This window comes from Neptunitalea lumnitzerae, from assembly GCF_027924185.1.
Taxonomy (GTDB): Bacteria; Bacteroidota; Bacteroidia; order Flavobacteriales; family Flavobacteriaceae; genus Neptunitalea; species Neptunitalea lumnitzerae.
This window is the reverse complement of sequence record NZ_BRVO01000001.1, coordinates 111,838-137,688: the sequence shown is the minus strand read 5'-3', so window position 1 is coordinate 137,688 and position 25,851 is coordinate 111,838. Positions and strand designations below refer to the sequence as shown.

General features: G+C 35.2%; 22 protein-coding genes and 1 pseudogene. 18 read left to right on the top strand and 5 right to left on the bottom strand.

Annotated elements, in window-relative coordinates; genetic code table 11:
• Window positions 1-9: 9 nt before the first annotated feature.
• Both Y10_RS00550 and miaB read right to left on the bottom strand, forming a co-directional pair.
• The gene (locus Y10_RS00550; RefSeq protein WP_281763405.1) at window positions 10-1,281 is read right to left on the bottom strand and encodes a sigma-54 interaction domain-containing protein; all 1,272 of its coding nucleotides are present in this window, start codon (window positions 1,279-1,281) and stop codon (window positions 10-12) included.
• A 91-nt stretch (window positions 1,282-1,372) separates the two neighbouring features.
• Window positions 1,373-2,818, bottom strand: coding sequence for a tRNA (N6-isopentenyl adenosine(37)-C2)-methylthiotransferase MiaB (miaB, locus tag Y10_RS00545; RefSeq protein ID WP_281763404.1), 1,446 nt, complete (start codon window positions 2,816-2,818; stop codon window positions 1,373-1,375).
• Window positions 2,819-2,929: 111 nt separating this feature from the next.
• Here miaB and Y10_RS00540 point away from each other — a divergent pair, with 111 nt between their 5' ends.
• The 10 genes from Y10_RS00540 (at window position 2,930) to Y10_RS00495 (ending at window position 14,277) form a co-directional block, all read left to right on the top strand.
• Entirely contained in the window at window positions 2,930-3,811 is an 882-nt protein-coding gene (locus Y10_RS00540) for a lipid A-modifier LpxR family protein (RefSeq protein WP_281763403.1), read from the top strand.
• Between the two features lie 47 nt (window positions 3,812-3,858).
• On the top strand, window positions 3,859-4,620 hold the full coding sequence (locus Y10_RS00535) for a hypothetical protein (RefSeq protein WP_281763402.1): 762 nt from the start codon (window positions 3,859-3,861) through the stop codon (window positions 4,618-4,620).
• A gap of 86 nt (window positions 4,621-4,706) precedes the next feature.
• Window positions 4,707-7,211: a type I DNA topoisomerase gene (topA, locus tag Y10_RS00530; RefSeq protein ID WP_281763401.1), complete on the top strand. Its 2,505-nt coding sequence runs from the start codon at window positions 4,707-4,709 to the stop codon at window positions 7,209-7,211.
• Between the two features lie 3 nt (window positions 7,212-7,214).
• On the top strand, window positions 7,215-8,372 hold the full coding sequence (locus Y10_RS00525; protein ID WP_281763400.1) for a formimidoylglutamase: 1,158 nt from the start codon (window positions 7,215-7,217) through the stop codon (window positions 8,370-8,372).
• A gap of 158 nt (window positions 8,373-8,530) precedes the next feature.
• Window positions 8,531-9,886, top strand: a complete 1,356-nt coding sequence (gene porK / locus Y10_RS00520; RefSeq protein WP_281763399.1) for a T9SS ring complex lipoprotein PorK/GldK — start codon at window positions 8,531-8,533, stop codon at window positions 9,884-9,886.
• A 50-nt stretch (window positions 9,887-9,936) separates the two neighbouring features.
• Window positions 9,937-10,593 carry a type IX secretion system motor protein PorL/GldL gene (gene porL, locus Y10_RS00515; RefSeq protein ID WP_281763398.1) on the top strand — a complete coding sequence of 219 codons (657 nt, stop codon included), beginning with the start codon at window positions 9,937-9,939 and terminating at the stop codon, window positions 10,591-10,593.
• A gap of 64 nt (window positions 10,594-10,657) precedes the next feature.
• Entirely contained in the window at window positions 10,658-11,614 is a 957-nt protein-coding gene (gene porM / locus Y10_RS00510) for a type IX secretion system motor protein PorM/GldM (RefSeq protein WP_281763397.1), read from the top strand.
• Between the two features lie 18 nt (window positions 11,615-11,632).
• Window positions 11,633-12,211, top strand: a complete 579-nt coding sequence (locus Y10_RS00505) for a GldM family protein (protein ID WP_281763396.1) — start codon at window positions 11,633-11,635, stop codon at window positions 12,209-12,211.
• A gap of 31 nt (window positions 12,212-12,242) precedes the next feature.
• Window positions 12,243-13,145 carry a type IX secretion system ring subunit PorN/GldN gene (gene porN, locus Y10_RS00500; protein ID WP_309297811.1) on the top strand — a complete coding sequence of 301 codons (903 nt, stop codon included), beginning with the start codon at window positions 12,243-12,245 and terminating at the stop codon, window positions 13,143-13,145.
• Window positions 13,146-13,215: 70 nt separating this feature from the next.
• Complete coding sequence (locus tag Y10_RS00495; protein ID WP_281763395.1) at window positions 13,216-14,277, top strand: NAD(P)/FAD-dependent oxidoreductase; 1,062 nt, start codon at window positions 13,216-13,218, stop codon at window positions 14,275-14,277.
• Here the strand turns inward: Y10_RS00495 and Y10_RS00490 are convergent.
• On the bottom strand, window positions 14,267-14,665 hold the full coding sequence (locus tag Y10_RS00490; protein ID WP_281763394.1) for a DUF983 domain-containing protein: 399 nt from the start codon (window positions 14,663-14,665) through the stop codon (window positions 14,267-14,269). The genes Y10_RS00495 and Y10_RS00490 overlap by 11 nt on opposite strands.
• 65 nt (window positions 14,666-14,730) lie before the next feature.
• Here Y10_RS00490 and Y10_RS00485 point away from each other — a divergent pair, with 65 nt between their 5' ends.
• The 6 genes from Y10_RS00485 to Y10_RS00460 all read left to right on the top strand — a co-directional run bounded on the left by Y10_RS00485 (window position 14,731) and on the right by Y10_RS00460 (window position 22,244).
• Window positions 14,731-16,647 carry an ABC-F family ATP-binding cassette domain-containing protein gene (locus Y10_RS00485; RefSeq protein ID WP_281763393.1) on the top strand — a complete coding sequence of 639 codons (1,917 nt, stop codon included), beginning with the start codon at window positions 14,731-14,733 and terminating at the stop codon, window positions 16,645-16,647.
• 64 nt (window positions 16,648-16,711) lie between these two features.
• Complete coding sequence (locus tag Y10_RS00480; protein ID WP_281763392.1) at window positions 16,712-18,262, top strand: GDSL-type esterase/lipase family protein; 1,551 nt, start codon at window positions 16,712-16,714, stop codon at window positions 18,260-18,262.
• Between the two features lie 3 nt (window positions 18,263-18,265).
• On the top strand, window positions 18,266-19,558 hold the full coding sequence (locus tag Y10_RS00475; RefSeq protein ID WP_281763391.1) for a GDSL-type esterase/lipase family protein: 1,293 nt from the start codon (window positions 18,266-18,268) through the stop codon (window positions 19,556-19,558).
• Window positions 19,551-21,218 carry an MBOAT family O-acyltransferase gene (locus Y10_RS00470; protein WP_281763390.1) on the top strand — a complete coding sequence of 556 codons (1,668 nt, stop codon included), beginning with the start codon at window positions 19,551-19,553 and terminating at the stop codon, window positions 21,216-21,218. The genes Y10_RS00475 and Y10_RS00470 overlap by 8 nt, the downstream gene beginning before the upstream one ends.
• 35 nt (window positions 21,219-21,253) lie before the next feature.
• Window positions 21,254-21,436: a CPXCG motif-containing cysteine-rich protein gene (locus Y10_RS00465; RefSeq protein ID WP_281763389.1), complete on the top strand. Its 183-nt coding sequence runs from the start codon at window positions 21,254-21,256 to the stop codon at window positions 21,434-21,436.
• A gap of 43 nt (window positions 21,437-21,479) precedes the next feature.
• Window positions 21,480-22,244, top strand: a complete 765-nt coding sequence (locus tag Y10_RS00460) for an Eco47II family restriction endonuclease (RefSeq protein ID WP_281763388.1) — start codon at window positions 21,480-21,482, stop codon at window positions 22,242-22,244.
• Here Y10_RS00460 and dcm read toward each other — a convergent pair.
• Window positions 22,220-23,464 carry a DNA (cytosine-5-)-methyltransferase gene (gene dcm, locus Y10_RS00455; protein WP_281763387.1) on the bottom strand — a complete coding sequence of 415 codons (1,245 nt, stop codon included), beginning with the start codon at window positions 23,462-23,464 and terminating at the stop codon, window positions 22,220-22,222. The genes Y10_RS00460 and dcm overlap by 25 nt on opposite strands.
• Window positions 23,465-23,551: 87 nt before the next feature.
• Here dcm and Y10_RS00450 point away from each other — a divergent pair.
• Window positions 23,552-23,656 (top strand): annotated as a pseudogene (locus Y10_RS00450) (CPXCG motif-containing cysteine-rich protein); the annotation flags it as partial.
• Window positions 23,657-23,749: 93 nt separating this feature from the next.
• Window positions 23,750-25,285: a GH3 family domain-containing protein gene (locus tag Y10_RS00445; protein WP_281763386.1), complete on the top strand. Its 1,536-nt coding sequence runs from the start codon at window positions 23,750-23,752 to the stop codon at window positions 25,283-25,285.
• On the opposite strand, the gene Y10_RS00440 is transcribed toward Y10_RS00445, so the two are convergent.
• Window positions 25,282-25,836 carry a M48 family metalloprotease gene (locus Y10_RS00440; protein WP_281763385.1) on the bottom strand — a complete coding sequence of 185 codons (555 nt, stop codon included), beginning with the start codon at window positions 25,834-25,836 and terminating at the stop codon, window positions 25,282-25,284. The two genes, Y10_RS00445 and Y10_RS00440, sit on opposite strands and share 4 nt — an antisense overlap.
• Window positions 25,837-25,851 lie beyond the last annotated feature (15 nt).

Sequence of the window (25,851 nt, the reverse complement as noted above, 5' to 3'; positions counted from 1 at the left end):
AAACTTTTCCTAAAGATTGTATTGTTTAATTTTTCTGTATAATGTTCTCTCAGAGATCCCTAATTCTGCTGCGGCATTTTTTCGTTTTCCATTATTGCGTTCTAGAGCTTTTTTAATTAACTCTAGTTCTTTGTCTTGTAGCGAAAGCGTTTCTTCTTCTTCAATTTCTTCTGCAAAGTGATACTTGTCTTCTGCTGTTGCAGGAGTAACATGTTGGTGAGATGGCAATTGTAAATATCCATAATCTTCCTCTACCTCATTGTTGTCTTCTGTAAACTCTGCGTCTGTTGGTTCTTCTCTGTAAATCTTGTTAATAAGGGATTGATTTTCCTCTTGTACCTTTTGGCTATTGCCATTTTGCATAAGCTCCATGGTTAGCTTTTTAAGGTCGTTAAGGTCGCTTTTCATATCAAACAACACCTTATATAATATTTCACGTTCATTGCTAAAATCACTTTCTGCTTTCTTGTTTCCTACTACGGCAGGTAAATTACTGGTAGCATCTGGTAAATAAGAACGTAATGTTTCTGCTGAAATGGTACGTTCTTGTTCTAAAACAGAAATTTGTTCAGCAATATTTCTTAATTGTCTAATATTTCCGCTCCATCGGTACTTTAACAATAACTGTACCGCATCTGGAGTAAGCCTAATGGTAGGCATTTTATATTTTTGAGCAAAATCTGCTGCAAACTTTCTAAATAATAAATGAATATCTTCTGCTCGGTCTCTTAAAGGCGGCAAATGTATTTCTACGGTACTAAGACGGTAGTATAAATCTTCTCTAAACTTCCCTTTTTCTATGGCTTCTATCATTTTTACATTGGTAGCAGCAACAATACGTACATTGGTTTTTTGAACTTTAGAAGAACCTACTTTAATGAATTCTCCATTTTCTAAAACTCTTAATAAACGTACTTGGGTAGTTAAAGGTAATTCACCTACTTCATCTAAAAATATGGTACCACCATCGGCTTCTTCAAAGTATCCACTACGGGTTTGTGTGGCACCTGTAAAAGCGCCTTTTTCGTGTCCGAATAATTCTGAGTCAATAGTACCCTCTGGAATAGCACCACAGTTAACGGCAATAAATTTACCATGTTTACGGTGCGATAACGAGTGTATAATTTTAGGAACCGCTTCTTTACCAACTCCACTTTCTCCTGTTACCAATACCGAAATATCTGTAGGGGCTACTTGAATTGCTTTTTCAAGAGCCCTGTTTAGTTTTAGGTCGTTACCGATAATACCGAAACGTTGTTTTATAGCTTGAACTGATTCCATTTTTTCTTTTTCTTTTTTTGTGTTCTTTAAGCTTTATTCAATTCCATTTTTTCTTCTCTGCTTAAATTTAAAGCTGCTTCTATAAATTTATTTAATTGCTTTCAGAATACCCAACTGCTTCACCAATTAAGGTGGCAGCAGTACAATCATTAATTTTAACGTTTACAAAATCGCCTATTTTATAGTGTTCTTTAGGGAAAACAACTACAGTGTTTTGTGTATTTCTACCCATCCAATGATCTTCCGATTTTTTAGAAGTTCCTTCAATTAAAACTTCTTCTGTTTTACCCACGTGCGCTTGGGTACGCAACAAGGCATGGTTTTGTTGTAAGTTGATGATTTCAGTAAGACGTCTTTTCTTTACATCTTCTGGTACATCATCTTCCATTTTACGTTCTGCAAGAGTACCTGGTCTTTCAGAATAGGCAAACATAAAACCAAAGTCGTACTTTACATATTCCATTAAGCTTAAGGTGTCTTGGTGATCTTCTTCCGTTTCTGTAGGGAAACCGGCAATCATATCTTGAGAGATAGCACATTCAGGAATAATTTTTTTAATGTTATCAATAAGCTCAAAATATTCCTCACGTGTATGTAAACGGTTCATCTCTTTTAAGATTCGGTTACTACCACTTTGTACCGGTAAGTGTATGTATTTACAAATGTTATTGTGTTTAGCCATAGCTTCAATAACATCTAATGTCATGTCTTGTGGGTTAGAGGTAGAGAAACGAATACGTAATTTAGGGTGTGCCGTGGCTACCATTTCAAGAAGGTTTGCAAAATTAACTGCAGTAGCCTTTTGCATATCGGTAGCTTTTTCAAAATCTTTTTTAAGTCCGCCACCATACCAAAGGTAACTATCTACATTTTGACCTAGTAACGTAATTTCTTTAAACCCTTTGTCTACTAGTTCTTTTACTTCTTCTAAAATAGAATGCGGATCACGGCTACGCTCACGTCCTCTAGTAAAAGGTACCACGCAAAACGTACACATATTATCGCACCCTCTGGTAATAGAAACAAAAGCAGTAACCCCATTACTATTTAAACGTACGGGTGCAATGTCTCCGTAGGTTTCTTCTTTAGAAAGAATTACGTTAACAGCATTTCTACCATCTTCTATTTCTTGAATAAGGTTAGGTAAATCTTTATAGGCATCTGGGCCTACAACCATATCTACAATTTTTTCTTCTTCAAGAAATTTACTTTTAAGGCGTTCTGCCATACAGCCTAAAACACCAACTTTCATATTTGGGTTAATGCGTTTAACGGCATTAAATTTTTCAAGTCTTTTTCTAACAGTTTGCTCAGCTTTTTCTCTAATAGAGCAGGTGTTTACCAATACAAGATCGGCTTCTTCCATGTTCTGAGTGGTGTTGAAGCCTTCTTTAGATAAAATTGATGCTACAATTTCGCTATCTGAAAAGTTCATTTGGCAACCATAACTTTCAATGTATAGTTTACGGCTGTTACCTGTGTTTTGGTCTAGTACCAAACTGTTTCCTTGCTTGTTTTCGTCAATAATCTTCTCCATATAAATGCGCACAAAATAAAACGCAAATATAGGTTTAAATTTGTGATGTGACAAGGTGTCAGTTGCGGTATATAACGTTTTTATTTTGATATATTTACACAAAAGAATGTTTTGAGATCAATCATAGTGGTCTTTTGTTTGTCTGTTTACATTTTGAATGCACAAACAACAAATGATACCAGACTTATTCAGTTACAAATAGATAATGATGTGTTAGCACCTTATGATGAGGATAATTATTACACATCCGGACTTTTTTTAGCCTACAGACAAAGTGCTTCTAATTTTTTATGGTGGCACGCACAACCCGGAGAAAATTTATTTATAAATGCAGATATTAAACATCAGATGTATGTGCCACTATATCCTAACAGCGAATACCTGAGAGGGTATGATCGTCCGTTTGCTGGATGGTTGGCTACAGGTTTGAAAATTAATAAGATAAGTGAAAAGAATGTTTGGTTATATGGGATAGCGTTAGGTGTAACAGGTGAGGCTTCAAGGGCTAAGGAATTGCATCAAGGGTTTCATGATTTTGCTGGGGTTTCTGAAAACCCGTTATGGATAGATCAAATTCCTTCAGGGTTGATGGGGAATGTGGAGTTTGGGTATGGATACTTGTGGAATCCTAGTGTGTTGTGGACTTCTAAAACTGTTGTAGGTACAAAGGATGTGTATCTAGAAACCGGACTTACGGGTTTATATAATATAAGTTATAAAGAATATTTGATGCCTACTACGCCTAAATGGTTTTTAATGGTAGGGGCAGATTATAGGTTGGTAGGGTACGATGCTTTGTTGCAAGGGAGTGTGTGGAATAATGATGCGCCATTAACCCGCGACCCTAGTAGAAATATGTTGTTTTGTAAGTTGGGAGTAGGTTGGTTAGGTAAAGGGTTTTCTATGCAGTATGTGTTTAATACAACTACTAAACGAACAGAAAAAGCGCAAAATCATACGTATGGTACCTTGATTTTTCAGTTTCGTTTGTAGAAAAAATGTACATTTGGTTTTTTACTCAACTAACCAATTTAACTTTTATGGATTTTTTTCAACTTTCTTCTCGCATTGAAAGAAGTGCAAGCCCAGATTTTGGCGATATTTTTTCAAGAACTTTTGATTTGTATAAAAAAGTTTGGTGGCAAGGTTTTTTAATGATAGCCTGTGTATTTATAATTATGATTCCGTTTATGGTTGTGGTAATGTTGCCTATGGCTGGGTTAAGTGCTTTTGCTGAGGCTTCAGAGGTTGGTGATGCGATAGAACCTATAGCTATATTTAGTACTTTATCTTGGGCGTTTTTAGCAGGGTTAGCTATGGTTATATTTATGTCTTTTATAACTTATGCCTTAATTGCTGGTTTTTTGAGGGTGTGTAAGAATGCTGATTATTACGGGAATGCAGATACCTCAGATTTGTTTTATTATTGCAAGGCTAGGTATTTTGGAAAAACCTTTGTATTAGGACTTGCAGCAGCTGGGATTTCCTTGATAGCTTTGATGATGTGTATTTTACCTGCGTATTATGTAGCGGTTCCTATAAATTTATTTCTTGTGATTTTTGCTTTTAATCCTGAATTAAGTGTTTCAGAAATTATTAAGATTAGTTTTAAATTGGGTAATAAATATTGGATTCTTATTTTTGGATTAACCCTTGTTTTAGGAATGATAGCTAGTTTAGGGGCGTTAGCATGTGGTATAGGTATCTTCTTTACAGCATGTTTACAAGTTATACCTTTATACTATATATATAAAGATGCTGTTGGTTTTGATGAGGAAAAACTAGTGGTAGAAAAGTTTTAATTTTATGTAATTTATGTGTTAATAACTTTGAAGAAAAAAAGAATTTAAAAAAAACTCATACTTTTGCATTTATCTAAAAAATAACTATGGCCAAAAATTTAGTGATCGTAGAGTCACCAGCAAAAGCAAAAACCATTGAGAAATTTCTCGGAAAGGATTATAAGGTAGAGTCTAGTTTTGGACACATTGCCGACTTGCCTTCCAAGGAGTTAGGGGTTGATGTTGAGGGTGATTTTTCTGCGAAGTATGTAGTGGGAAGTGATAAAAAAACACTGGTTAAGAAACTTAAAGATCTTGCGAAAAAAGCAGAGGTTGTTTGGTTAGCTAGTGATGAAGACCGCGAGGGTGAGGCGATAGCTTGGCACCTAGCGGAAACTTTAAAACTGGATAAAGACAAAACAAAACGTATAGTTTTTAACTCCATTACTAAGAATGCTATTTTAAAAGCTATAGAAACACCAAGAACTATAGATTATAATTTAGTGAATGCCCAACAGGCACGTAGAGTGTTAGATAGATTGGTTGGGTATGAGCTTTCTCCTGTACTTTGGAAAAAAGTAAAAGGAGGTTTGTCTGCAGGTAGAGTACAGTCTGTATCGGTGCGTTTAATTGTTGAAAGAGAGCGTGAGATTCAAGAGTTTAAACCTGAGGCATCGTTTAAAGTATCTGCTGTATTTACTACCGATAAAGGTGTGGCGGTAAAAGCTAAGCTGCCTAAGAGTTTTAATACTTTAGAAGAAGCTAAAGCCTTTTTACAAGAAAATGCTAATGCTGAGTTTAAGGTGGGTAATTTAGATAAAAAACCTGCTAAAAAGTCGCCATCGGCACCATTTACTACGTCTACCTTGCAGCAGGAGGCGTCTCGAAAGTTATATTTTTCGGTATCAAAAACAATGAATCTTGCACAACGTTTGTATGAGGCAGGATTGATTACATATATGAGAACGGATAGTGTAAACTTATCCGGTGAGGCTATTAGTGCGGCTCAAAAAGAAATTGAAAGTTATTACGGTAAAGAATATAGTCAGCCAAGAAACTTTACAGGAAAATCTAAAGGAGCACAAGAAGCTCACGAGGCAATTAGACCTACCGATATGTCTAAACATTCGGTAAATATAGAGCGTGACCAAGCAAGATTATATGATCTTATTTGGAAACGTACATTAGCATCGCAAATGAGTGAGGCTGAGTTGGAGCGTACACATGTGAAAATTGAAGCAAGTACTCACGATGAGGTGTTTAGTGCTAATGGAGAGATTATTAAGTTTGAAGGTTTCTTAAAAGTTTACTTGGAAGGAACCGATGACGAGGAAGAGCAAGAAGAAGGAATGTTACCACCGTTAAAAGTGGGGCAGCCTTTAGCTAATAAGGTAATGGATGCTACGCAACGTTTTACCAGAGCGCCATACAGATATACAGAAGCATCATTGGTGAAGAAGTTGGAAGAGCTTGGTATTGGGCGTCCGTCTACGTATGCACCTACTATTTCTACCATTCAAAACAGGGGGTATGTAGAGCGTAGTGCGTTAGAAGGAATGGAGCGTTCTTACTATAAGTTAACTTTGACTGATGCGGCTGTTAAAGAAGAGAAGTTGACAGAAACTGTTGGGGCGGATAAAGGGAAGTTAGTACCTACCGATATAGGAATGATTGTAAATGATTTCTTAGTAAATAATTTTGAAAATATATTAGATTATAACTTTACTGCAAAAGTAGAGGAGAGTTTTGATAATATAGCCGAGGGTGTGGAAGATTGGCAAGCCATGATGAAAGGTTTTTATCAAGATTTTCATCCGCATGTAAAAGAAGTAGAGGAGAATGCTGGTAGAGAAACCGGAGAGCGTATTTTAGGGGAGGACCCTGAAACAGGTAAACCGGTGAGTGTACGTTTAGGTCGTTTCGGTCCTATGGTGCAAATAGGTTCTTCTGAAGATGAGGAGAAGCCAAAGTTTGCAAGTTTATTACCAGATCAGTCTTTGGATAAGATTACCTTTGAAGAGGCTATGGATTTGTTTAAGTTGCCACGTACTGTAGGGACTTATGAAGGTGAGGAATTGCAAGTGAACGTAGGGCGTTTTGGTCCGTACGTAAAGCATGGTAAAAAATATATCTCTTTAGATAAAGGAGAAGATGTAATGGGGGTTACCAAAGAACGTGCTATAGAATTAGTGAAGGCTAAAGAAAAAGCAGATGCGCCTATTACAACTTATAAAGGAAAAGATGTTACCAAAGGAAAAGGTAGATTTGGACCGTTTATTAAGTGGGATGGAATATTTATTAATGTAAATAAGAAGTTCGATTTTGATAATTTATCGGAAGAAGATGTGGCTTTCTTGATAGAAGATAAGTTGAAAAAAGAAGCGGAGAAATTATTGAACGAGTGGCCGGAGGAGAATATTAGAGTAGAAAAGGCAAGATGGGGGCGTTCAGTAATTAAAAAAGGAACAAAAAAAGTAGAGCTTAGTAAAGATGTAGATGCAGCTGCTTTAAGTTTGGATGAGGTGAAGGCGTTGATAGAGCAGAAATATCCTAGTAAGGCTAAAAAGAGTACTGCAAAAACAAAAACTAAAGCAAAGGCAAAATCAAAATAAAAAATGGGGCTCGAGTTTTTAACTCCTATAAATGAAGATGTTGTGCAATATGCGGCAGCATTAAACGTTTATACTATAGGTTCTAAAATGGTATTGCATACACAAGAGCACGGGATTCCTGACTTAGAGGGGGTTACTGTTGCTTTAGTGGGGGTGCCAGAATATAGAGGAGCAAAATATACAATTTCAGATCCTTCTAATCTGGAAGAATTAAGACGGCAATTTTATCAATTATTTCCAGGGAACTGGAATGTAACGATAGCAGACTTAGGGAATATTGAACCAGGAGCTAGCGTACAGGATACCTATTTTGCTTTGAAAGAAGTAACGGCTGCTTTGGTAAAACAACACATTACACCTATTGTACTAGGAGGAACACAAGATTTAACCTATGCTACTTATAGAGCTTATGATCAATTAGATCAGATGGTGAACTTGGTAGCGATAGATAGTTCTTTTGATTTAGTGTTTAATGATGAAGGGTTGCATGAGAGGTCTTTTTTGAATAGTGTAATACAAGAAAATCCGCCTAACCTTAGTGATTATGCTAATATAGGGTATCAGGTGTACTACAATTCTCAGGAGGCTGTAGATTTGATGGAGAAATTGTTTTTTGAATATTACCGTTTGGGTGAAGCTACCAATGCAATGAACACTATGGAGCCTGTGTTTAGAAATGCCGATTTAGTTTCGGTAGATATGAAAGTGGTGCAGGGAACTGATTTGGGGAATGCGCCGGGTACATATCCTAATGGTTTTAACTCTAGAGAGATATGTGGTTTGGCTAGGTATGCTGGTATTAGTGATAAAGTAAGTTGCTATGGTATATATAATATGGTGTCAACTGAAAAATGCTATCAATTAACTGCTCAGGTAATTTGGTACTTTATAGAGGGAGTTAATTATAGGTTTCATGAGTATCCTTTTGGTACTAAAGAAGACTTTTTAAAGTATATAGTTCCGGTAGATGATACTGAACTTATTTTTTATAAAAGTAACGTATCTGGAAGATGGTGGATAGAAATTACGAATTTTGGAAATTCGTATAATAATTTTGTTAAAGAGACGTTAATACCGTGTACGGAGCAAGATTATATAGATGCAACGCAACAAAACATCCCAGAACGATGGTGGCGCATTTATCGAAAAAGTGTAAATTAATTAAAATTTACCTTTGTTAACATAAAGTTATTTAAAACTCAACAATAAAACGTTTTTAAGATTGATATTTATAGAATTTTCAATAAAAAATTGTTTTTTTAAAATTAATTAGATAGGTTTACGACCTTAAAATTTACAACAAATTTAACCTCAAGTTTATGAAAAAACTATTGCTGTTAGCAGTTGCAATTACCTTCTTAAGTAGCTGTGGTAAAAATGACCGTGGTGAGCTTGTCGGATCCAAGGGGAAAAGATGGTTTTCTGAGAAGCCTTACGGAATGGCACTAATTCCGGGTGGGTCTTTTATTATGGGTAAGTCTGACGATGATTTAGCTAATACAATGAATGCTCCAACTAAAACTGTTACTGTGCCTTCTTTCTATATGGATGAGACTGAAATCACAAATAGTGAGTACCGTCAAATGGTTGAATGGGTTAGAGATTCTGTTGTAAGAGTAAAACTTGCAGATTTTGCAGAATTAAATTCATTAACTCCTGAAGAAGGTGGTATTGGTGACTATGCGTATAGTGACGTAGATACTACTGACTTAAATGAATATGAAAAGTATATCATGGAGAAATCTATGTTAAGCGATGATTATTCAGGAAGAAGATTGAATTGGGATGTTGATCTTATTTGGGATCATAATGACTATCCAGATGAATACTACACTGAAATTATGGTGGATAGTGTTTATATTCCAGTTGAAGAAGCTTTCAATGGGCAGGCTACTGTGAAAAGTGATATCTTAAACTTTAGATATACTTGGATGGATATTGAAGGTGCTGCTAAAAACAAAGACAAGGATAAAACAAGAAAAGACTTTATAAAAACTGAAACTGTAAATGTATATCCTGATACTACAGTTTGGGTTAAAGATTTTGAGTATGCTTACAACGAGCCTATGCATAACGAATACTTCTGGCACTCTGCTTATGATGAGTATCCTGTAGTAGGAGTTACATGGAAACAAGCAAAAGCTTTTTGTGAGTGGAGATTCTTATACAAGAATATCTACAATGCGAAAAAAGGTATGCAACCTGTTAACAAATTCAGATTACCAACTGAAGCAGAATGGGAGTATGCAGCTAGAGGAGGTCTAGAGTCTGGAACGTATCCATGGGGTGGTCCTTACATGATGAACAGTACAGGGTGTTTCTTAGCAAACTTTAAGCCTTTAAGAGGTGATTATGCTGCTGACCAAGCATTATATACTGTAGAAGCTGAGTCATTTGAGGCTAACGACTTTGGATTATACAACATGTCAGGTAACGTTGCAGAGTGGACTAACTCTACTTATGATCCTGAATCATACCAATACGAATCTACAATGAGTCCTAACGTAATTGATAGTACAAACCGTAAAAAGGTAATTAGAGGTGGGTCTTGGAAAGATGTAGCATATATGTTACAAGTAAGTACCAGAGATTGGGAATACCAAGATTCAGCAAGAAGTTACATTGGTTTCAGAACTGTACAAGATTACATGGGAACAGATGTAGTTTATAATTAAACCATCTAGAAAAAAACAACTATTACTTAAACTAAATTATTTTTATTATTATGGCAAAGTCTAAAGCAGGAAAGAAAATTATGAACATGGTCTACGGACTAGGAGCTTCAGTTGTAATTATTGGTGCATTATTCAAAATTACACACTGGGAGTTTGGACCAATCAATGGTACTTTAATGTTAGCTATTGGATTAGTTACCGAGGCACTTATTTTTGCCATCGCTGCGTTTGAACCAGTAGAAGACGAATTAGATTGGACGAAAGTTTATCCTGAATTAGCAGGTGGTCAAGCAACTGCTAAAAAAGCTAAAACTACTGAAGTTGAGGCTGTAGAAGCTCAAGGAGCTTTATCTAAGAAATTAGATGATATGTTGAAAGAAGCTAAGATTGATGCTCAATTAATGCAAAGCTTAGGAACTAGCATTAAAAACTTTGAAGGTGCTGCTAAAAATATAGCTCCAACTGTAGATGCTGTTTCTTCAACTAAAAAATATAGCGAAGAAATGCAAACTGCTGCTAACCAATTAGAGTCTTTAAATAGTCTTTACAAGGTACAGTTAGAGAGTGCTTCTAAGCAAGCTGCTATTAACGAAGAAGTTGCTGCTAACGCTGGTGAGTTGAAAAACCAAATGTCTGCGTTAACATCTAACCTTTCTTCTTTAAATAGTGTTTATGGTGGAATGCTTTCTGCAATGAACAGAAACTAATTAGTGTATACTAATCAGTTATTTGTTAATTCAATTATTTAATATTAAAATTAATTAGAAGAAAATGGCAGGAGGAAAATTGTCACCGCGTCAAAGGATGATTAACTTGATGTACTTAGTTTTCATCGCTATGTTGGCGCTTAATATAGGTAAAGAAATACTTGTGGCTTTCGGTGCAATGACCGAAAAAATCGAGGCTTCAAATAAAGATGCTGAGGTTAGAAATGATCAGTTCATGGCTAGTCTAGAGTTGAAAGTAGATGAAGAGCCTGAGAAATATAAGCCTTTAGTAGCAAAAGCACATGTTATTAAGGATAATGGGGATGAGTTATATGATTATATAACTAAGTTGAAAGCAGAAATGAATGCAACTGTTGAAAACCCTAAAGAATACGAAGTAAAAGATAAGCCAGATTTCTTAGATCAAAAATTCTTTAGTCCTGCTGGGTTAAAACCAGAAGGAAAGAAATTCTTAGAAATGATTGAAAGTTATAGAGAATCTGTAATTGAGGCAATCAAAACTGATTATCCTACTATTGCTGAAGGTGTTGAGCATAAGTTTAATACTGATAAGGTTCAGTTGAGTGATGGTACTAAGCAAAATTGGATGAACTATCATTATGAAGGTGTTCCAATGGTAGCAAGTGAGACTAAATTAACTCAGTTACAAGCTGATATTGAATCTACAGAATCTGAGGTTTTATCTGCAATGTTACAAGGTCAGTTAAAGATGGAGGCTAACATGAATAACTTTACAACAATCATGGAAACTCCAAAACCAGCTTATTTCTCATCTGACAAGTTTGATGGTTCTATTGTATTAGGTAAAACTGATGCTAAAACCAAACCAAACAAAGTAACCCTTAAGTTAGATGGTAGGCCGTTAAGTGATGGAGATTATGAAATTATTGATGGTAAGGTTAAATTAAATGTTACTGCTGGTAATGTAGGAGAACACCAAATAGAAGGAGAATTAATGTTCTTAAGAGATGGTGAAGAGCAAATAGTTGCAGTAGATTAAAAATATACTGTAATTCCAATGCCTAATTCTGCTACAATTGCAGCGGATAAAATGAATGTTGTTTACCGTGGGGTTAAAAATCCTATGACTATTACCTTTGCAGGTGTATCATCTGATAAAATTAGTGCTAGTGCACCTGGATTAAATAAATTAGGAAATGGTAAATACGTTATGGAGCCTACATCAGGTAGCGAGGTTGTGATTAAAGTTAATGGTTCATTACCTGGAGGTCAGCCTGTTAGTGATCAAGCTAAGTTTAGAATTAAAGATTTACCAAAACCTACTGGTGAGTTCTTAGGTAAAACTGATGGTATTAAATTACCAAAAGCTAACATTTCTGTTGGTGAAGTAAAGGCTATTTTTGAAGATTTCGATTTTGATTTACCATTAGGAGTAACATCTTTTAAAGTTTCTGTGCCAGGTCAAGCTTCTGTTAACGTTAACGGTAGTAGAATGGATGCAAGAGCAAAAGCTGCTATTGCTAAGGCTAGAAGAGGTGATATGATTCAAATTTTTGACATCAAAGCGAAGCCTACAAATGGTTCTACTGTTAGAATTAAAACAGTATCGCCAATTTTAATTGAGGTTCAAAATTAATAAAACCTAAATCTTAATAAATTACTGAATAATGATGAATTGGAAAAAAACAGTTTTAGCTGTATTAGCGTTTGTTGCGTTTGGAGCGCAATATGCTACTGCACAAATAAATATCTTAAACGCTGAAAAGCCTGAGGATCTTGGTAAATTGTCTGCAGAAGATAGTATTTCTTCTAACAAGCCAATTCCTTATGGGTATGTTAGTGCTAGAGATGTACTTTGGCAGAAAAGAGTTTGGGAATTCATCGATTTAGATGAACGTGTAAATTTTCCTTTATATTACCCAACCGATACTATGAGAATTGGTACTAACAGACGTGCTTTATTTAGCGTGCTTGTTAATGGGTTTAAAGAAGGTAAGCTAGATGTTTATGATGATTCTTATTTTACTACTAAGTTAGAAGACTATAATGAAGTAGAGTACAGACTTAAAAAGAAAGATACGCTTGATGTTGCTTTCGATTTTATGAATGCGAATCCTGGTGAGCCGTTACCTGAAGGATATGTGGTAGAAACTAATGTGAAGCCATCTGATATTCAAGGGTACAAAATCATGGGTGTTTGGTATTTTGATAAAAAACAAGGTGAATTAAAATATCGTTTAAAAGGTATTTGTCCTGTATCTAGAGACGTTAACTTCTTAGATGCTGAAGATGGTACTTTTGTTGAGTTGTTCTGGGTATGGTATCCTACAGCAAGACAAATTATGTACGACTCTAAGGCCTTTAATGAGCGTAACTCTGCAACACCAATTTCTTTTGACCACTTGTTAAACTCCAGACGTTTTAATGCTACTATTTATAAAGTAGAAAACGTATATGGTGATAGAGAAATTGAGGAGTATATTCAAGATAACGCATTGTTCCAATTATTAGAATCTGATAGAATTAAAGAACAGATTCGTGATATGGAGCAGGATATGTGGACCTACTAGTTTTTACATCCAATTCAGAATAATATATTAAAAAGCGTCTTGTAAAAGACGCTTTTTTTATTTTTGACCTATGGTAGATTATTTAATTGTAGGATGCGGTTTAGCAGGTATTTCTTTTGCTAAAGAATTGTTAGCAAGAAATAAGAGTTTTGTAATGATTTCCGATGAATCTCAACGTTCATCAGAGGTAGCAGGTGCCCTGTATAATCCTGTGATATTAAAACGGTTTACACCTGTTTGGAAAGCAGCTGAGCAATTAGATAAAATGCATAGTACCTTTTCCTTTTACGAGCATCTTTTCAACATATCTCTAATAGAGGAGCAACCCGTGTTACGTAAGTTTGCTAGCATAGAAGAACAAAATATGTGGTTTGAGGCTGCTGATAAGCCTAATCTTTCAACTTATATGAGTACCGCATTGTTGAAGAATACCTATGATGCTATCAATGCACCTTTTAAATTTGGTGAAGTATTACACACCGGTAGAGTGGCTATAGGGGATCTTATAGCTAGTTTTAAGGCATATTACTTAAATAGGGGTATGTTCTTTTCTGATAGCTTTAAATATGACGAATTAAAGGCTCTTGAGGAGGGCTATACGTATAAAGATATACATGTTGGTAAGGTAATTTTTTGTGAAGGTTTTGGGCTAGAGCAAAACCCTTATTTTAATTATTTACCGCTTCGTGGTACCAAAGGACAGCTTTTAGTTATTAAAGCACCAGAGTTGCAAGTAGATAAAGTGATTAAGTCTGCTGGGTTTATGATACCCATTGGTAACGATCTTTACAAAATAGGTGCTACCTATGAACACACCGATAAGAATAACACGCCTACACCAGAGGGTAGGGCAGAGCTTTTAGATAAGATAAAAGGTCTTATTGAGTGCGATTTTGAAATTGTAGACCAGCTTGCCGGAGTTAGACCTACAGTAGCAGACAGACGGCCGCTAATAGGAGAGCATCCTGCTCATAAAAATATGTATATCCTTAATGGTTTAGGTACTCGTGGTGTAATGATAGGTCCGTACGTAGCTGATAAGCTAATACAGAATATAGAACACCAGACAGCACTAGATACTGAAATAGATATTAAAAGATTTAAGAAACGTTGGCTAAAGGCTAATGCTTAAGTTGGTGCTTTTGAGTAGCTTCAGGGTCGTACTTCACGAAAAAGTTTATCCATATATTTCTGGAAAGCCTCAAGATTATAGGGAAAAAGAATACCAAGGTAGCAGCAATAGCAATAAAAGCTGTTAATAACGTGGAGCCAAAAAACAAAAAGCTGATGATAAATGCAGCTACAGAAAAGGCAATACTTAACCCGTAACTTACATACATAGCCCCATAGAAAAAAGAAGGCTCAATTTTGTATTTTTGCCCGCAATGAGAACAATGCTCATGCATTTCTAAAGACTTAGATAAATTGTACGGATTTTTAGTAATGTACATAGATTCTTCCTGACATCTTGGGCAAGTACCTTTAAAAATGCTATTTAATTTTGTTCCTTTGCTAAACATGCTTCAAATTTTTATGTAAAAGTAAAAAATAAGCACATAGAATAATGTAACTATAGTCACAAATCATGTTGAACATACATAATTTATCGGTATCCTTTGGTGGGGTATATTTATTTGAAGAAGTTTCTTTTAGGTTAAATGCGGGAGACCGTATTGGATTGGTAGGGAAAAATGGAGCTGGGAAATCAACCATGCTAAAACTGTTGTCTAAAGAAATGTCGGCAGACACAGGGGTGATAGCTTCAGATAAAGATGTTCAAATTGGTTTTTTAAAACAGGATATTGACTTTGTAGGAGGAAGAACCGTTTTAGAAGAAGCCTATCAAGCCTTTGAAGAAATTAAGGCATTGGAACTCGCTATGGATGAAATTAATCATCAGTTAGCCAACCGAACCGATTATGAGAGTGAAGAATACCATGAACTGATGGTAAGGCTTACCGATGTTACACACCGTTATGAAATATTAGGAGGTTACAATTATCAGGGAGAAACAGAGAAAGTGTTATTGGGGCTTGGTTTTAAACGTGAAGATTTTGAGCGTGTAACGGATACCTTTTCTGGTGGGTGGCGTATGCGTATTGAGTTGGCTAAGTTGTTACTTCAAAATAACGATGTTTTGTTACTGGATGAGCCTACCAACCACTTAGATATTGAATCTATTATTTGGTTAGAGCAGTTTCTAAAAGGGTATACAGGAGTGGTAGTTATTGTTTCGCACGATAAGATGTTTTTAGATAATGTAACCAATCGTACCATTGAAATATCATTAGGTAAAATATACGATTATAATAAACCTTATTCTCAATATTTAGTAACGCGCGAAGAAATGCGTACGCAGCAATTGGCAGCGCAAAAAAATCAAGAGAAACAAATTCAACAAACGGAAAAGCTGATAGAGAAGTTTAGAGCAAAGGCATCTAAGGCTTCTATGGCGCAGTCGCTAATTAAAAAGTTAGATAGAATAGACCGCATTGAAGTAGATGAAGATGATAATGCGGTAATGAATATTCAGTTTCCTGTTTCCATTACACCTGGTAAAGTGGTTTTAGAAGTTGAAGAAGCTTCTAAAAGTTATGGAGAGAAACACATTTTAGACCGATTGAGCTTACTGGTTGAGCGAGGAAGTAAAGTAGCCTTTGTTGGGCAAAACGGACAAGGTAAAACCACTCTTGCTAAAATGATAGTAGGGGAAATAAATTACAAGGGTAGCATAAAACTAGGGCATAATGTACAATTGGGATATTTTGCCCAAAATCAGGCGGAATACCTGGATGGGGAAATTACTATTTTAGATACAATGCTAGATGCTGCTAATGATACCAACCGAACGAAGGTAAGAGATATTTTAGGTTCGTTTTTGTTTAGGGGTGATGATGTAGATAAGAAAGTGAAAGTACTTTCGGGTGGGGAACGTAACAGGTTGGCCTTGGCAAAAATGTTATTGCAGCCTTTTAATGTGTTGGTAATGGATGAGCCTACCAACCACTTAGATATTAAATCTAAGAATGTTTTAAAGCAAGCTTTACAGAATTTTGAAGGTACCTTATTATTAGTGTCTCACGACAGGGACTTTTTACAAGGACTAACGGATAAGGTGTATGAGTTTAAGGATAAGAAGATAAGAGAGTACCTAGGCGATGTAAACGATTATTTAGAGCAACGTAATGCCGAAAACTTTAGAGCTATAGAAAAGAAAGATGAAGTAAAGGAAAGCAAACCTGATGAAACCAAAGCTGCTCTGTCATACGAAGCTCAGAAGAAATTAAAATCGCTAAAAAATAGACTTAGTAAGGTAGAAAGTTCTATTGCAGACCTTGAAAAGGAAATAGCTGAAATAGATGTAGAACTAGCGGTAAATTATGATGAAACCGTTTCTAAGCCTGGCTTTTTTGATACCTATCAAAAGAAAAAAGATACCTTGGAACAACTCATGGTAGACTGGGAAACGCTACACGAAGAAATAGAAGAGGCATCTATATAATTCATTCAAAATTACTTAGTATTTTAGCAATAATGTATTTTAGATTTTTAGCGTAAGAAAACCAATGAAACCAAAAATAATAGTCCTTTATGTAGTAGCTGTACTTCTGGTAATGCTTGGCATTACAGCTTTAAGTACAAAGGTGATGAGTAATGGAGAAGAGACAGAAGGGTTTCAAGTAATGGGGGTAACCATTAAATATCCAACTACCGAAACGTATATCAAACGTAAGTTAACAAAGAAAAAGAAAGATAATAAGCAGATAGATAGTATAGTAACCTCTATTGAAACTATTGTTGCCGATATAGAAGACCTTCCGGAAGAAGAAACAGCAGAAGAAGTGGTGGTGGATACTACAGTACAAAAAGTGAATGTGCCCGACTTTTCTAAAATAGATACTTCTAAAATACAGCGAATTGCCTACCCTGAAAATAAGACTGAGTTTTTAGCGAAGCTAAAGGAACAGTTTAAAAAATCACATACGCGTATAATTCATTATGGAGATTCGCAGTTGGAAGGAGACCGTATTTCTGGTTACGTGCGTAACCGTTTACAAGGTATTTATGGCGGTAATGGTCCTGGGTTTATTCCTATTAAACAAGTATATCACCAATTAAGTGCCGATGTAACATGTACCGATAATTGGTTGCGTTATGCAGCTTTTGACCCCACTCAATCTCGTTTTGAGCATAAGAAGTACGGGGTGTTTACTACCTTATCTAGATTTACAGAGCCGCTAACAGTTCCTTTAGATAGTATTAATGTAGATAGCTTGCCAGTAGTGGCGGCTTCTTTTAAAGTAGGGTACTCTAAACGTACGTATGCTAATTTTAGAAAGTTCTCTAAAGTTACAGTGCACTATGGAAATACCGTGATGCCAGTAGGTGTAAAGGTGTTTAATAATGATACACTTATTAAACAAGATTCTTTAAAAGTAGATTCGTTATACCATGCGTTAACCATTAACCTTAAACAAACACCTACCAATTTACGATTTGAATTTACTGGGAAGGTTAGTCCAGATTTTTACGGATTAACCTTAGATAGTCCTACAGGGGTTACGTTAGATAATGTAGCAATGCGAGGTGCTTCTGGTACTGTATTTACAAAGTTATCAGAGCCTAACTACAGTAGTATGGTAAACAATTTGAATCCGGATGTATTTATTTTTCAATACGGAGGAAATACGGTGCCTTATTTAAAAGATTCACTTGGGGTAACTAATTATTGTAGGTATGTATTAGCCAATGTAAACTGGGTACGAAGAAAAGCACCCGAGGCTAGTATTTTATTCATAGGGCCTTCTGATATGACGACCTCTAAAGACGGAGAATTTTTCACCTATGAATTGTTACCTTATCTAAATGAAAAATTAAAGGCAACATGCCTTTCTAATGATATTGCCTATTGGGATATGTTTCATGCCATGGGTGGCGAAAATGCGATGGAGCACTGGGTAGACCAAGGCTTGGCAGGAACAGATTATACCCACTTTACGCCTAAGGGGACCAAAATTATATCGGAGTTGTTTTTTATAGCACTCTATTTAGACTTATCTGGCAGTGAGCCACAGGCTAGCGAAATGAAAGAGCAAATAAATGAAAACGGAACGTAATATATGAAGAAGATTTTAGCAGTGCTGCTTATGGGTATATGTACCTTTAGTTATGCACAACATTATGTATTGGATAGTATTAAAGAAGCAGACCCTAAGCTTATAGATTTTAATGAAAATACGCTAAAGTTTGCAGATGACTCACCGTATTTTGCTTACTTTTTTAGTCAATTAGATAGTTTGTATAGCGGAGATAAAAAGAAGCTACACGTGTTTCATATAGGGGGGTCTCATATACAAGCGGACATTTACTCTAATAAGCTGCGCACCTATTTACAAAATATGAATGATGTAAGTATTAGTCAGCGTGGGTTTGTATTTCCGTACCATTTAGCACATACTAATAACCCAACAAATTACCGTATAGAGGCCGATAATGAGAAATGGAAAGGATACAGATGCTCTAGAAGAGATAGTGTGCCTTGGGGATTAGCAGGGATAACGGCTGTTTTTAAAGATGAAGTAGATACTATTTTTGTAAAATCGAATTATAAAAATTATACCGATAAAGACTATTGCTACGATAAACTACGTGTTTTTTATAATACTTGGGATGATGATTATGAGGTACGTATTATAGAAGAAAATTTGGTGCAAGAATCCTTTACCGACAGCATCTATTCTTACACACAGTTTAACTTTAAAACAGACATAGACTCAGTGGCTGTAGAAGTACGTTTAAAACCAGATAGAGTAGGGCAAAATCATACCAGTTTTCATTTAATGGGAATGGAGTTTATGAATGATGAGCCAGGTATAGAATATACCAGTATTGGCGTTAACGGGGCTAGCTTTAAATCGTATAACCGTTGTGCTTATTTTGAGCAGCAACTGAAGTTGTATGAGCCAGATTTGTTTATTATTTCTCTAGGTACAAATGACGGGTATACCTATCATTTTGATGATGATAAGTTTCGTGAAAACTACGAAGCATTTATACAAATGATTCAGCGCGTAAACCCAGAATGTGCTATACTTTTAACGGTACCTAATGATTCTTATTTTAAAAGAAAGTATGCTAATAAAAATACGCAAAGAGAGCAGAAAATTATTTTAGAATTAGCACAACAATATCAGATGGCAGTGTGGGATTTTTATTCGGTAATGGGAGGCTTAGGGTCTTCTCAGAATTGGTATAGAAAACACCTAATGCCTAGAGACCGCATTCATTTCACCCATTTGGGGTATAGCATTAAAGCAGATTTACTATTAAGTGCTATGGTGCGCCAATGGGAAAAAACAACCAACCGACCAGAAGAAAGTTTACTAACTCATTTTAAAACTTTAGATGAATAGACTACAAAGATTCCTTGAATTTTTCAATTTTTATGGGGAATCTCCCTTGATGTTTACGCAGGTAGATTTCTGGTTATTTTTTACTGGGGTGTATGTTATATTCGCTAGTATTTATAAAAAAATAGCACTCAGAAATGCTTACTTGTTTGCAATATCTTTGCTCTTTTATTACAAGACAAGTGGGTTGTTTATTGGTATTCTAATTTTTAGTACGCTAGTAGATTTTTTTATAGGTAGAACCATCTACAACAGTAAAAGTAATGTAAAGCGAAAGGTGTTGGTGGTAACCAGTGTGTGTATAAATTTACTGGTACTCTGCTATTTTAAGTATGCTTACTTTTTTACCGATTCTTTCAATTACCTATTTCATAGTGATTTAAAGGTGTTTAATTGGTTGGCACATTGGGGTAATGGTTTTGCTAGTCAAAGTTACTTTACTGTAGATAAAATAATTCTTCCAGTAGGTATTTCGTTTTATACATTTCAAACCATAAGTTATAGCGTAGATATTTACAGAGGTAATTTAAAACCGCTTAAATCTATTGTAGATTTTGGCTTTTTTGTGAGTTTCTTTCCACAGTTAGTAGCCGGGCCTATTGTGCGTGCAGAAAGTTTTGTACCACAAATAACCAAGCCAACAGAGGTATCGGTATCAGATTTTAATAGGGGTACTTTTATGATTTTAAAAGGGCTTATAAAAAAAATGATTTTTGCCGATTTTATAGCTATGCATTTTTTAGACCGTGTGTTTGATGCACCGGAAATGTTTTCTGGTTTTGCCAATGTAATGGCTATGATAGGCTATTCGTTACAGATTTATGGTGATTTTTCTGGGTATACAGATATAGCCATTGGTTTGGCATTGTTAATGGGGTTTGAATTACCTAAAAACTTCGATTCGCCTTATAAGGCTACTAGTGCTGGTAATTTCTGGAGGCGTTGGCATATATCACTCTCTACTTGGTTACGAGATTATTTGTACATACCCTTGGGAGGAAACCGAAAAGGAACTACTGCTACGTACATTATTATAGCTATTATTCTAGGAGGTGTCATGTTGGCTTTTGGTAATACGTTTGTTTATATAATGATTCCTACCCTGGTATTGGCTGCAGTGGCTGCAGCGTATGTTTCACCAGTCATAAGAAATCATATTAATACCAATATCAATGTAATGCTTACCATGCTTATAGGTGGGTTGTGGCACGGAGCCTCATGGAAGTTTGTAATATGGGGAGGCCTTAATGGTGTGGGTATTGTAACCTATAAATTCTGGCGAAAGATTAGTCCGTATGAAAACAGTAAGCATTGGTTAGTACATGCTTGGAAGGTGTTTTTTACCTTTCTGTTTATCACCTTTACACGTATTTACTTTAGAGGGGAGAGTATGGATCATATTCAGCGTTGGTACCACCAGGTAGCCAATAACATGGATTGGGTACATGCATGGGATATTCTAGTAAACTATCAGATGGTGTTTTGGGTGATGCTGTTGGGGTATATAGCGCATTGGTTGCCATATAGCACAAAAGATAAAATTGAAGAGTTGTATGGTAAAAGTCCGGCACCTGTAAAGGTTGTCTTAGCAGCTGTTGTAGGTGTTATTTGTTACCAAGCTTTCTCTACCGATTTTCAGCCGTTTATTTACTTCCAGTTTTAAATGTTTAATTTCTGTATATTTCGATAAAAATTATCATGGAAGAACATTTTTTTCAGTGTCCTTATTGTTGGGAAGAAATATCAATGTTGCTTGATACTTCTGTGCGCAAACAAACCTACGTAGAAGACTGTGAGGTATGTTGCAACCCTATTGAAATTACCGCCGGTTTTGAGGATGGAGAGTTAACCGAGTTCAATGCCCAAGAAATTGGACAGTAATTTTTTTATATTTACAAATAAAGAGAAATCTTAATATTACCGTATGAAAAATAAATATGTAGAGTTTATCTCAGATGAACATTTGCTTAATTGTATATCAAATCTGCATAAATCGTATGTAAAAGCTAAGGAAAAGATATCCAAAAAGAAGCTTTACAGTAATAAAGTAGATACGATTAAATTGACATTTGATTCAAAATTCAATAATCTTAATCAGGAAAAGATTATTGAAGCAGAAATACTTAGACAAGTTGATAAGTCGATTAATAATTCAATTGGTACTTTTCATGAAGAAGTTTTGGGAGGGATATCTGGATATGAGAAAGGTAATTTAAGTGGTTTTGATATAAAAGCGAATGATGATACATTGTTTGCTGATATAAAAAATAAGCATAATACAATGAATAGTAGTTCTGCAGAGGCGCTTTTTCAAAAACTTGCAAGATATGCAGATGATTATAAGAAGGCTAAATGTTATTGGGTGCAAATTTTAGCTAAAAATAGTTTTAGTGAACACTGGGTGGGTGATATCAATGGTAAAGAATATAGTCATAGTAGAGTTTTCAAAATTTCTGGAGATCAATTTTATTCATTGCTTACGGGAAGAGAAAAAGCATTGTATGAACTATATAAGGCTTTGCCGATAGCAATTGATGATTTTTTGATAACAGCAAAAACCGATAAGCAGAATAATGATAATTCTGCTATTTCGGAAATCAAAGAAGGTATAGAGAATAGTGAGCGAACTATTCTTGACCAAATTACTTTTGAAAATTATAGTTATTATTTAGGTTTTGATGAATTATAATATTCGTTAAGAAATTTAATTATAGAATATCCTATTTCTTTGCCCAAGTTAACAGGAACAGCATTGCCAATTTGTTTGTATTGTTGAGCAACTGAGCCCGAAAATTCCCATTCATCTGGAAAAGTTTGGATTCGGGCATATTCACGAACTGTAAATGGTCTAGTTTCTTCAGGATGACACCTTTCAGTTTGTTTTTGTGCGGGACTACATGTTAGAGTTAGTGATGGCTCATCCCATCCTATTCTTCGTGCCATACCAGTTTTTCCTCCTCCAAGATGAAAGCTTCCTCCCATATATTTTTTTTGAATATCTAATGGCAAATCTCTCCAATAACCTTTTGGTGGAACCAAGTCTAGAACTTCTTTTTTATATTCAGGATATTTTGCACCATCTGACTTTGGTACATCACATTTGTATAAACTTCCTTTTTTTAGAGCGTCTTCTAAATTATAGATTTTTCTATATGGAGTAGGATAATTGTATTCGATTTCAATATCTTTTCTAACACCAACTAAAATTAGACGTTCCCTTTTTTGTGGAACTTTATAATTTATAGCTTTCAAAACTTTAATAGGAGCAACCCTATACCCAATTTCGTCAAGAATAGAAATCATACCTTGAAGTGTTTTACCTTTTTCATGGCTGAGCAAACCTCTTACATTTTCCCCTATGCAAATATTCGGTTTAACTTCATTTACTACTCTTGCAAATTCATAAAATAGTGTACCTCTTGCATCTTTAAGACCTAGCTTTTTCCCTGCATAACTAAAAGCCTGGCAAGGGAACCCGCCTGTTACTACGTCTATTGATCCCTTTAAATGGCTAAAATTGAAGTCCTTTATATCACCCTCTAAAACATTCCATAAAGGTCGATTTTTACGTAGAGTTTGGCAAGCCCATTTATCAATCTCATTCAATGCAGTACACTTAATACCTGCTTTTTCTAATCCTATTGCTAGTCCGCCTGCACCTGCAAATAGCTCAAGGACAGAGTATTCATTTTCAGGTTCAACATAATTTGTTGTATTGTCTTCTTCTATATCATCTAAGAAATTTCCTAATAATGTTTCTATATCTTCTTTTTTGTAGACTCTATAATTAGATACTGGCTCTCTAACTGCCTTTAAAATGCCTTCTTTATCCCATCTTCTTAAAGTTTCTTTACTTTTGTTGAACATCTCGGCAGTTTCAGAAAGTGATAGGTATTTTTTCATAACCAACTTATTTAACCTTATACAAGGGTTACAAATTAAAGCTAAATATTTTAATTATAAGAAATAAATTTTAGAAGTTTTGAAATTTTTTAAACCTACGTAGAAGACTGCGAGGTATGTTGCAACCCTATTGAAATTACCGCCGGTTTTGAGGATGGTGAGTTAACCGAGTTCAATGCCCAAGAAATTGGACAGTAATTTTTACAACTTTTTAGCTTTTATTAGTATTTCTTTAATTCAATAGTTGGCTGGTTAAGAGTAACTTTATAAAGAAACTTAAAAGCTATAACTATGTCATTTTTTGGATCTATTATAAAGGGACTTATTGATATTAAAGATAAGGTAACTCCAGAATCACATCCTGTTGAGGAACAGCAAGAAACACTACAACATTTATTAGAAACTGCTAAAGATACTGCCTTTGGAAAGCACTACGATTTTGAAAGTATTTTAGCAAGCGAAAATATAGAAAAGGCATTTGCAGAGAAAGTGCCTTATTTTGAATATCACCAAATGAACCGTGAATGGTGGTATAGATATCATGAAGGGGAGCGTGATGTTACGTGGCCGGGAATACCTTCTTACTATGCTTTGAGCTCTGGTACTACAGGTAAAAAAAGCAAACGCATTCCGGTAACCGATGAAATGGTAGACTCAATTAAAAAAGCAGGGATTACACAGGTGGGAGCTTTGGCTAATTTTGATATGCCGGTAGACTTTTTTGAGAAAGAAATAATGATGTTGGGTAGCTCTACAGATCTAACAGAAAAAGACGGACATTTAGAAGGCGAGATTAGTGGTATTAGTGCCAGTAATATTCCGTTTTGGTTTAAAGGATATTATAAACCAGGAGAAGATATTGCAAAAATAGATGATTGGGATGAGCGTGTACAAAGGATAGCAGAGAATGCCAAGAATTGGGATATTGGAGCTTTAAGTGGAATACCATCTTGGATGGAATTAATGATGAAAAAGGTTATAGAATACCATAATGTAGACACAATTCATGATGTTTGGCCCAATTTACAAGTATATACAAGTGGCGGGGTAGCCTTTGATGCTTATGAGAAGAGTTTTAACGCGTTATTAGCGCATCCTATTACCATAATTGACACATACCTTGCTTCAGAAGGATTTATTGCTTGTCAGCAACGCCCTGAAACTACAGCAATGAAGTTAATTACAGGGAATGGTATTTATTTTGAGTTTGTACCATTTAAGGCGGAATATATTAATGAAGATGGTTCTATAGATAATAATGCTCCAGTAATTACATTAGATGAAGTAGAACCTGAAAAAGATTATATTTTACTAATTAGTACTGTTTCTGGTTTGTGGCGATACCTAATTGGGGATACCATTAAATTTACCGATGTAGAAAGAGCTGAAATTAAAATTACAGGTAGAACCAAGTTTTTCTTAAACGTTGTGGGGTCTCAACTTTCTGTAAATAAAATGAATGATGCTGTGAATGCATTAGAAGAAAAATATGACATAGAAATACCAGAGTTTACCTTGGCAGCAGTTAGAATTGATGGAGAATTTCACCATCATTGGTATTTAGGAACCAACTCTGTAAATGCACCAGACGAAACAACTTTGGCAGAAGCTTTAGATAGTGCTTTAAAAGACGCTAATAAAAATTATGGTGTAGCACGTAGTAAGGCGCTTAAAGGTGTAAAAGTAACCAAAGTAAATACTGAAGTTTTTCATGAATGGAGTAACCATAACAAGAAAAAAGGAGGGCAAGTAAAAATGGAGCGTGTTATGAATGAAGAGAAATTTGCGAAATGGGAAGATTTTGTAAAGCAATTGGTGAAGTCTTAAGACTCATTCACCAATTGCATAATATCTTCGGGAGACAAGTATAAACGTTTAATACGTGCCTTGTATTCCGGAGATATATTAGCATGATTTAATATGAAATTTTTGGTAGCTAATATATAATTTACCATGCCATGCTGTATGGCAAAGGTATCTGCTGCGCGCTCTGCTTCTTGAATATGTTTGCCTATAAAAATATACTTCAATCCAAATACAATCAAATTCCAAGTATTACGGTTTAAATAATCCATCACATGACCTAGTTCATGTCCTAGCCAACCTACCAATACTTCTTTTGGTACATCTGTAACCGTAATATCTTCCCCATCTATGTGTAAGCGAGTATTCATAAAAATGAAATACTTTCTTTTTCTTCTAGATGATAATAATGAACTGAATTTAGGTTGTGCTTGCATAAAAGATTTTTTAATATTCTTTTTAAACCTAAACTCTATAGAAACATCCTTTAGTTCAGGGTAATGTGATAATGCAATTAAAGCCTCCTCTAAAATTGTTTCAGGTATTTTTTTATTATTTATAGTCTTATGATTCATAATTTCAAATTACAA

Excerpts from the sequence above, each read along its gene's own strand:
- Y10_RS00550 (WP_281763405.1), bottom strand. The coding sequence starts at position 1,281 with ATGGAATCAGTTCAAGCTATAAAACAACGTTTCGGTATTATCGGTAAC.
- miaB (WP_281763404.1), bottom strand. The coding sequence starts at position 2,818 with ATGGAGAAGATTATTGACGAAAACAAGCAAGGAAACAGTTTGGTACTA.
- Y10_RS00535 (WP_281763402.1), top strand. The coding sequence starts at position 3,859 with ATGGATTTTTTTCAACTTTCTTCTCGCATTGAAAGAAGTGCAAGCCCA.
- topA (WP_281763401.1), top strand. The coding sequence starts at position 4,707 with ATGGCCAAAAATTTAGTGATCGTAGAGTCACCAGCAAAAGCAAAAACC.
- Y10_RS00525 (WP_281763400.1), top strand. The coding sequence starts at position 7,215 with ATGGGGCTCGAGTTTTTAACTCCTATAAATGAAGATGTTGTGCAATAT.
- porK (WP_281763399.1), top strand. The coding sequence starts at position 8,531 with ATGAAAAAACTATTGCTGTTAGCAGTTGCAATTACCTTCTTAAGTAGC.
- porL (WP_281763398.1), top strand. The coding sequence starts at position 9,937 with ATGGCAAAGTCTAAAGCAGGAAAGAAAATTATGAACATGGTCTACGGA.
- porM (WP_281763397.1), top strand. The coding sequence starts at position 10,658 with ATGGCAGGAGGAAAATTGTCACCGCGTCAAAGGATGATTAACTTGATG.
- Y10_RS00505 (WP_281763396.1), top strand. The coding sequence starts at position 11,633 with ATGCCTAATTCTGCTACAATTGCAGCGGATAAAATGAATGTTGTTTAC.
- porN (WP_309297811.1), top strand. The coding sequence starts at position 12,243 with ATGATGAATTGGAAAAAAACAGTTTTAGCTGTATTAGCGTTTGTTGCG.
- Y10_RS00495 (WP_281763395.1), top strand. The coding sequence starts at position 13,216 with ATGGTAGATTATTTAATTGTAGGATGCGGTTTAGCAGGTATTTCTTTT.
- Y10_RS00490 (WP_281763394.1), bottom strand. The coding sequence starts at position 14,665 with ATGTTTAGCAAAGGAACAAAATTAAATAGCATTTTTAAAGGTACTTGC.
- Y10_RS00485 (WP_281763393.1), top strand. The coding sequence starts at position 14,731 with ATGTTGAACATACATAATTTATCGGTATCCTTTGGTGGGGTATATTTA.
- Y10_RS00480 (WP_281763392.1), top strand. The coding sequence starts at position 16,712 with ATGAAACCAAAAATAATAGTCCTTTATGTAGTAGCTGTACTTCTGGTA.
- Y10_RS00475 (WP_281763391.1), top strand. The coding sequence starts at position 18,266 with ATGAAGAAGATTTTAGCAGTGCTGCTTATGGGTATATGTACCTTTAGT.
- Y10_RS00470 (WP_281763390.1), top strand. The coding sequence starts at position 19,551 with ATGAATAGACTACAAAGATTCCTTGAATTTTTCAATTTTTATGGGGAA.
- Y10_RS00465 (WP_281763389.1), top strand. The coding sequence starts at position 21,254 with ATGGAAGAACATTTTTTTCAGTGTCCTTATTGTTGGGAAGAAATATCA.
- Y10_RS00460 (WP_281763388.1), top strand. The coding sequence starts at position 21,480 with ATGAAAAATAAATATGTAGAGTTTATCTCAGATGAACATTTGCTTAAT.
- Y10_RS00445 (WP_281763386.1), top strand. The coding sequence starts at position 23,750 with ATGTCATTTTTTGGATCTATTATAAAGGGACTTATTGATATTAAAGAT.
- Y10_RS00440 (WP_281763385.1), bottom strand. The coding sequence starts at position 25,836 with ATGAATCATAAGACTATAAATAATAAAAAAATACCTGAAACAATTTTA.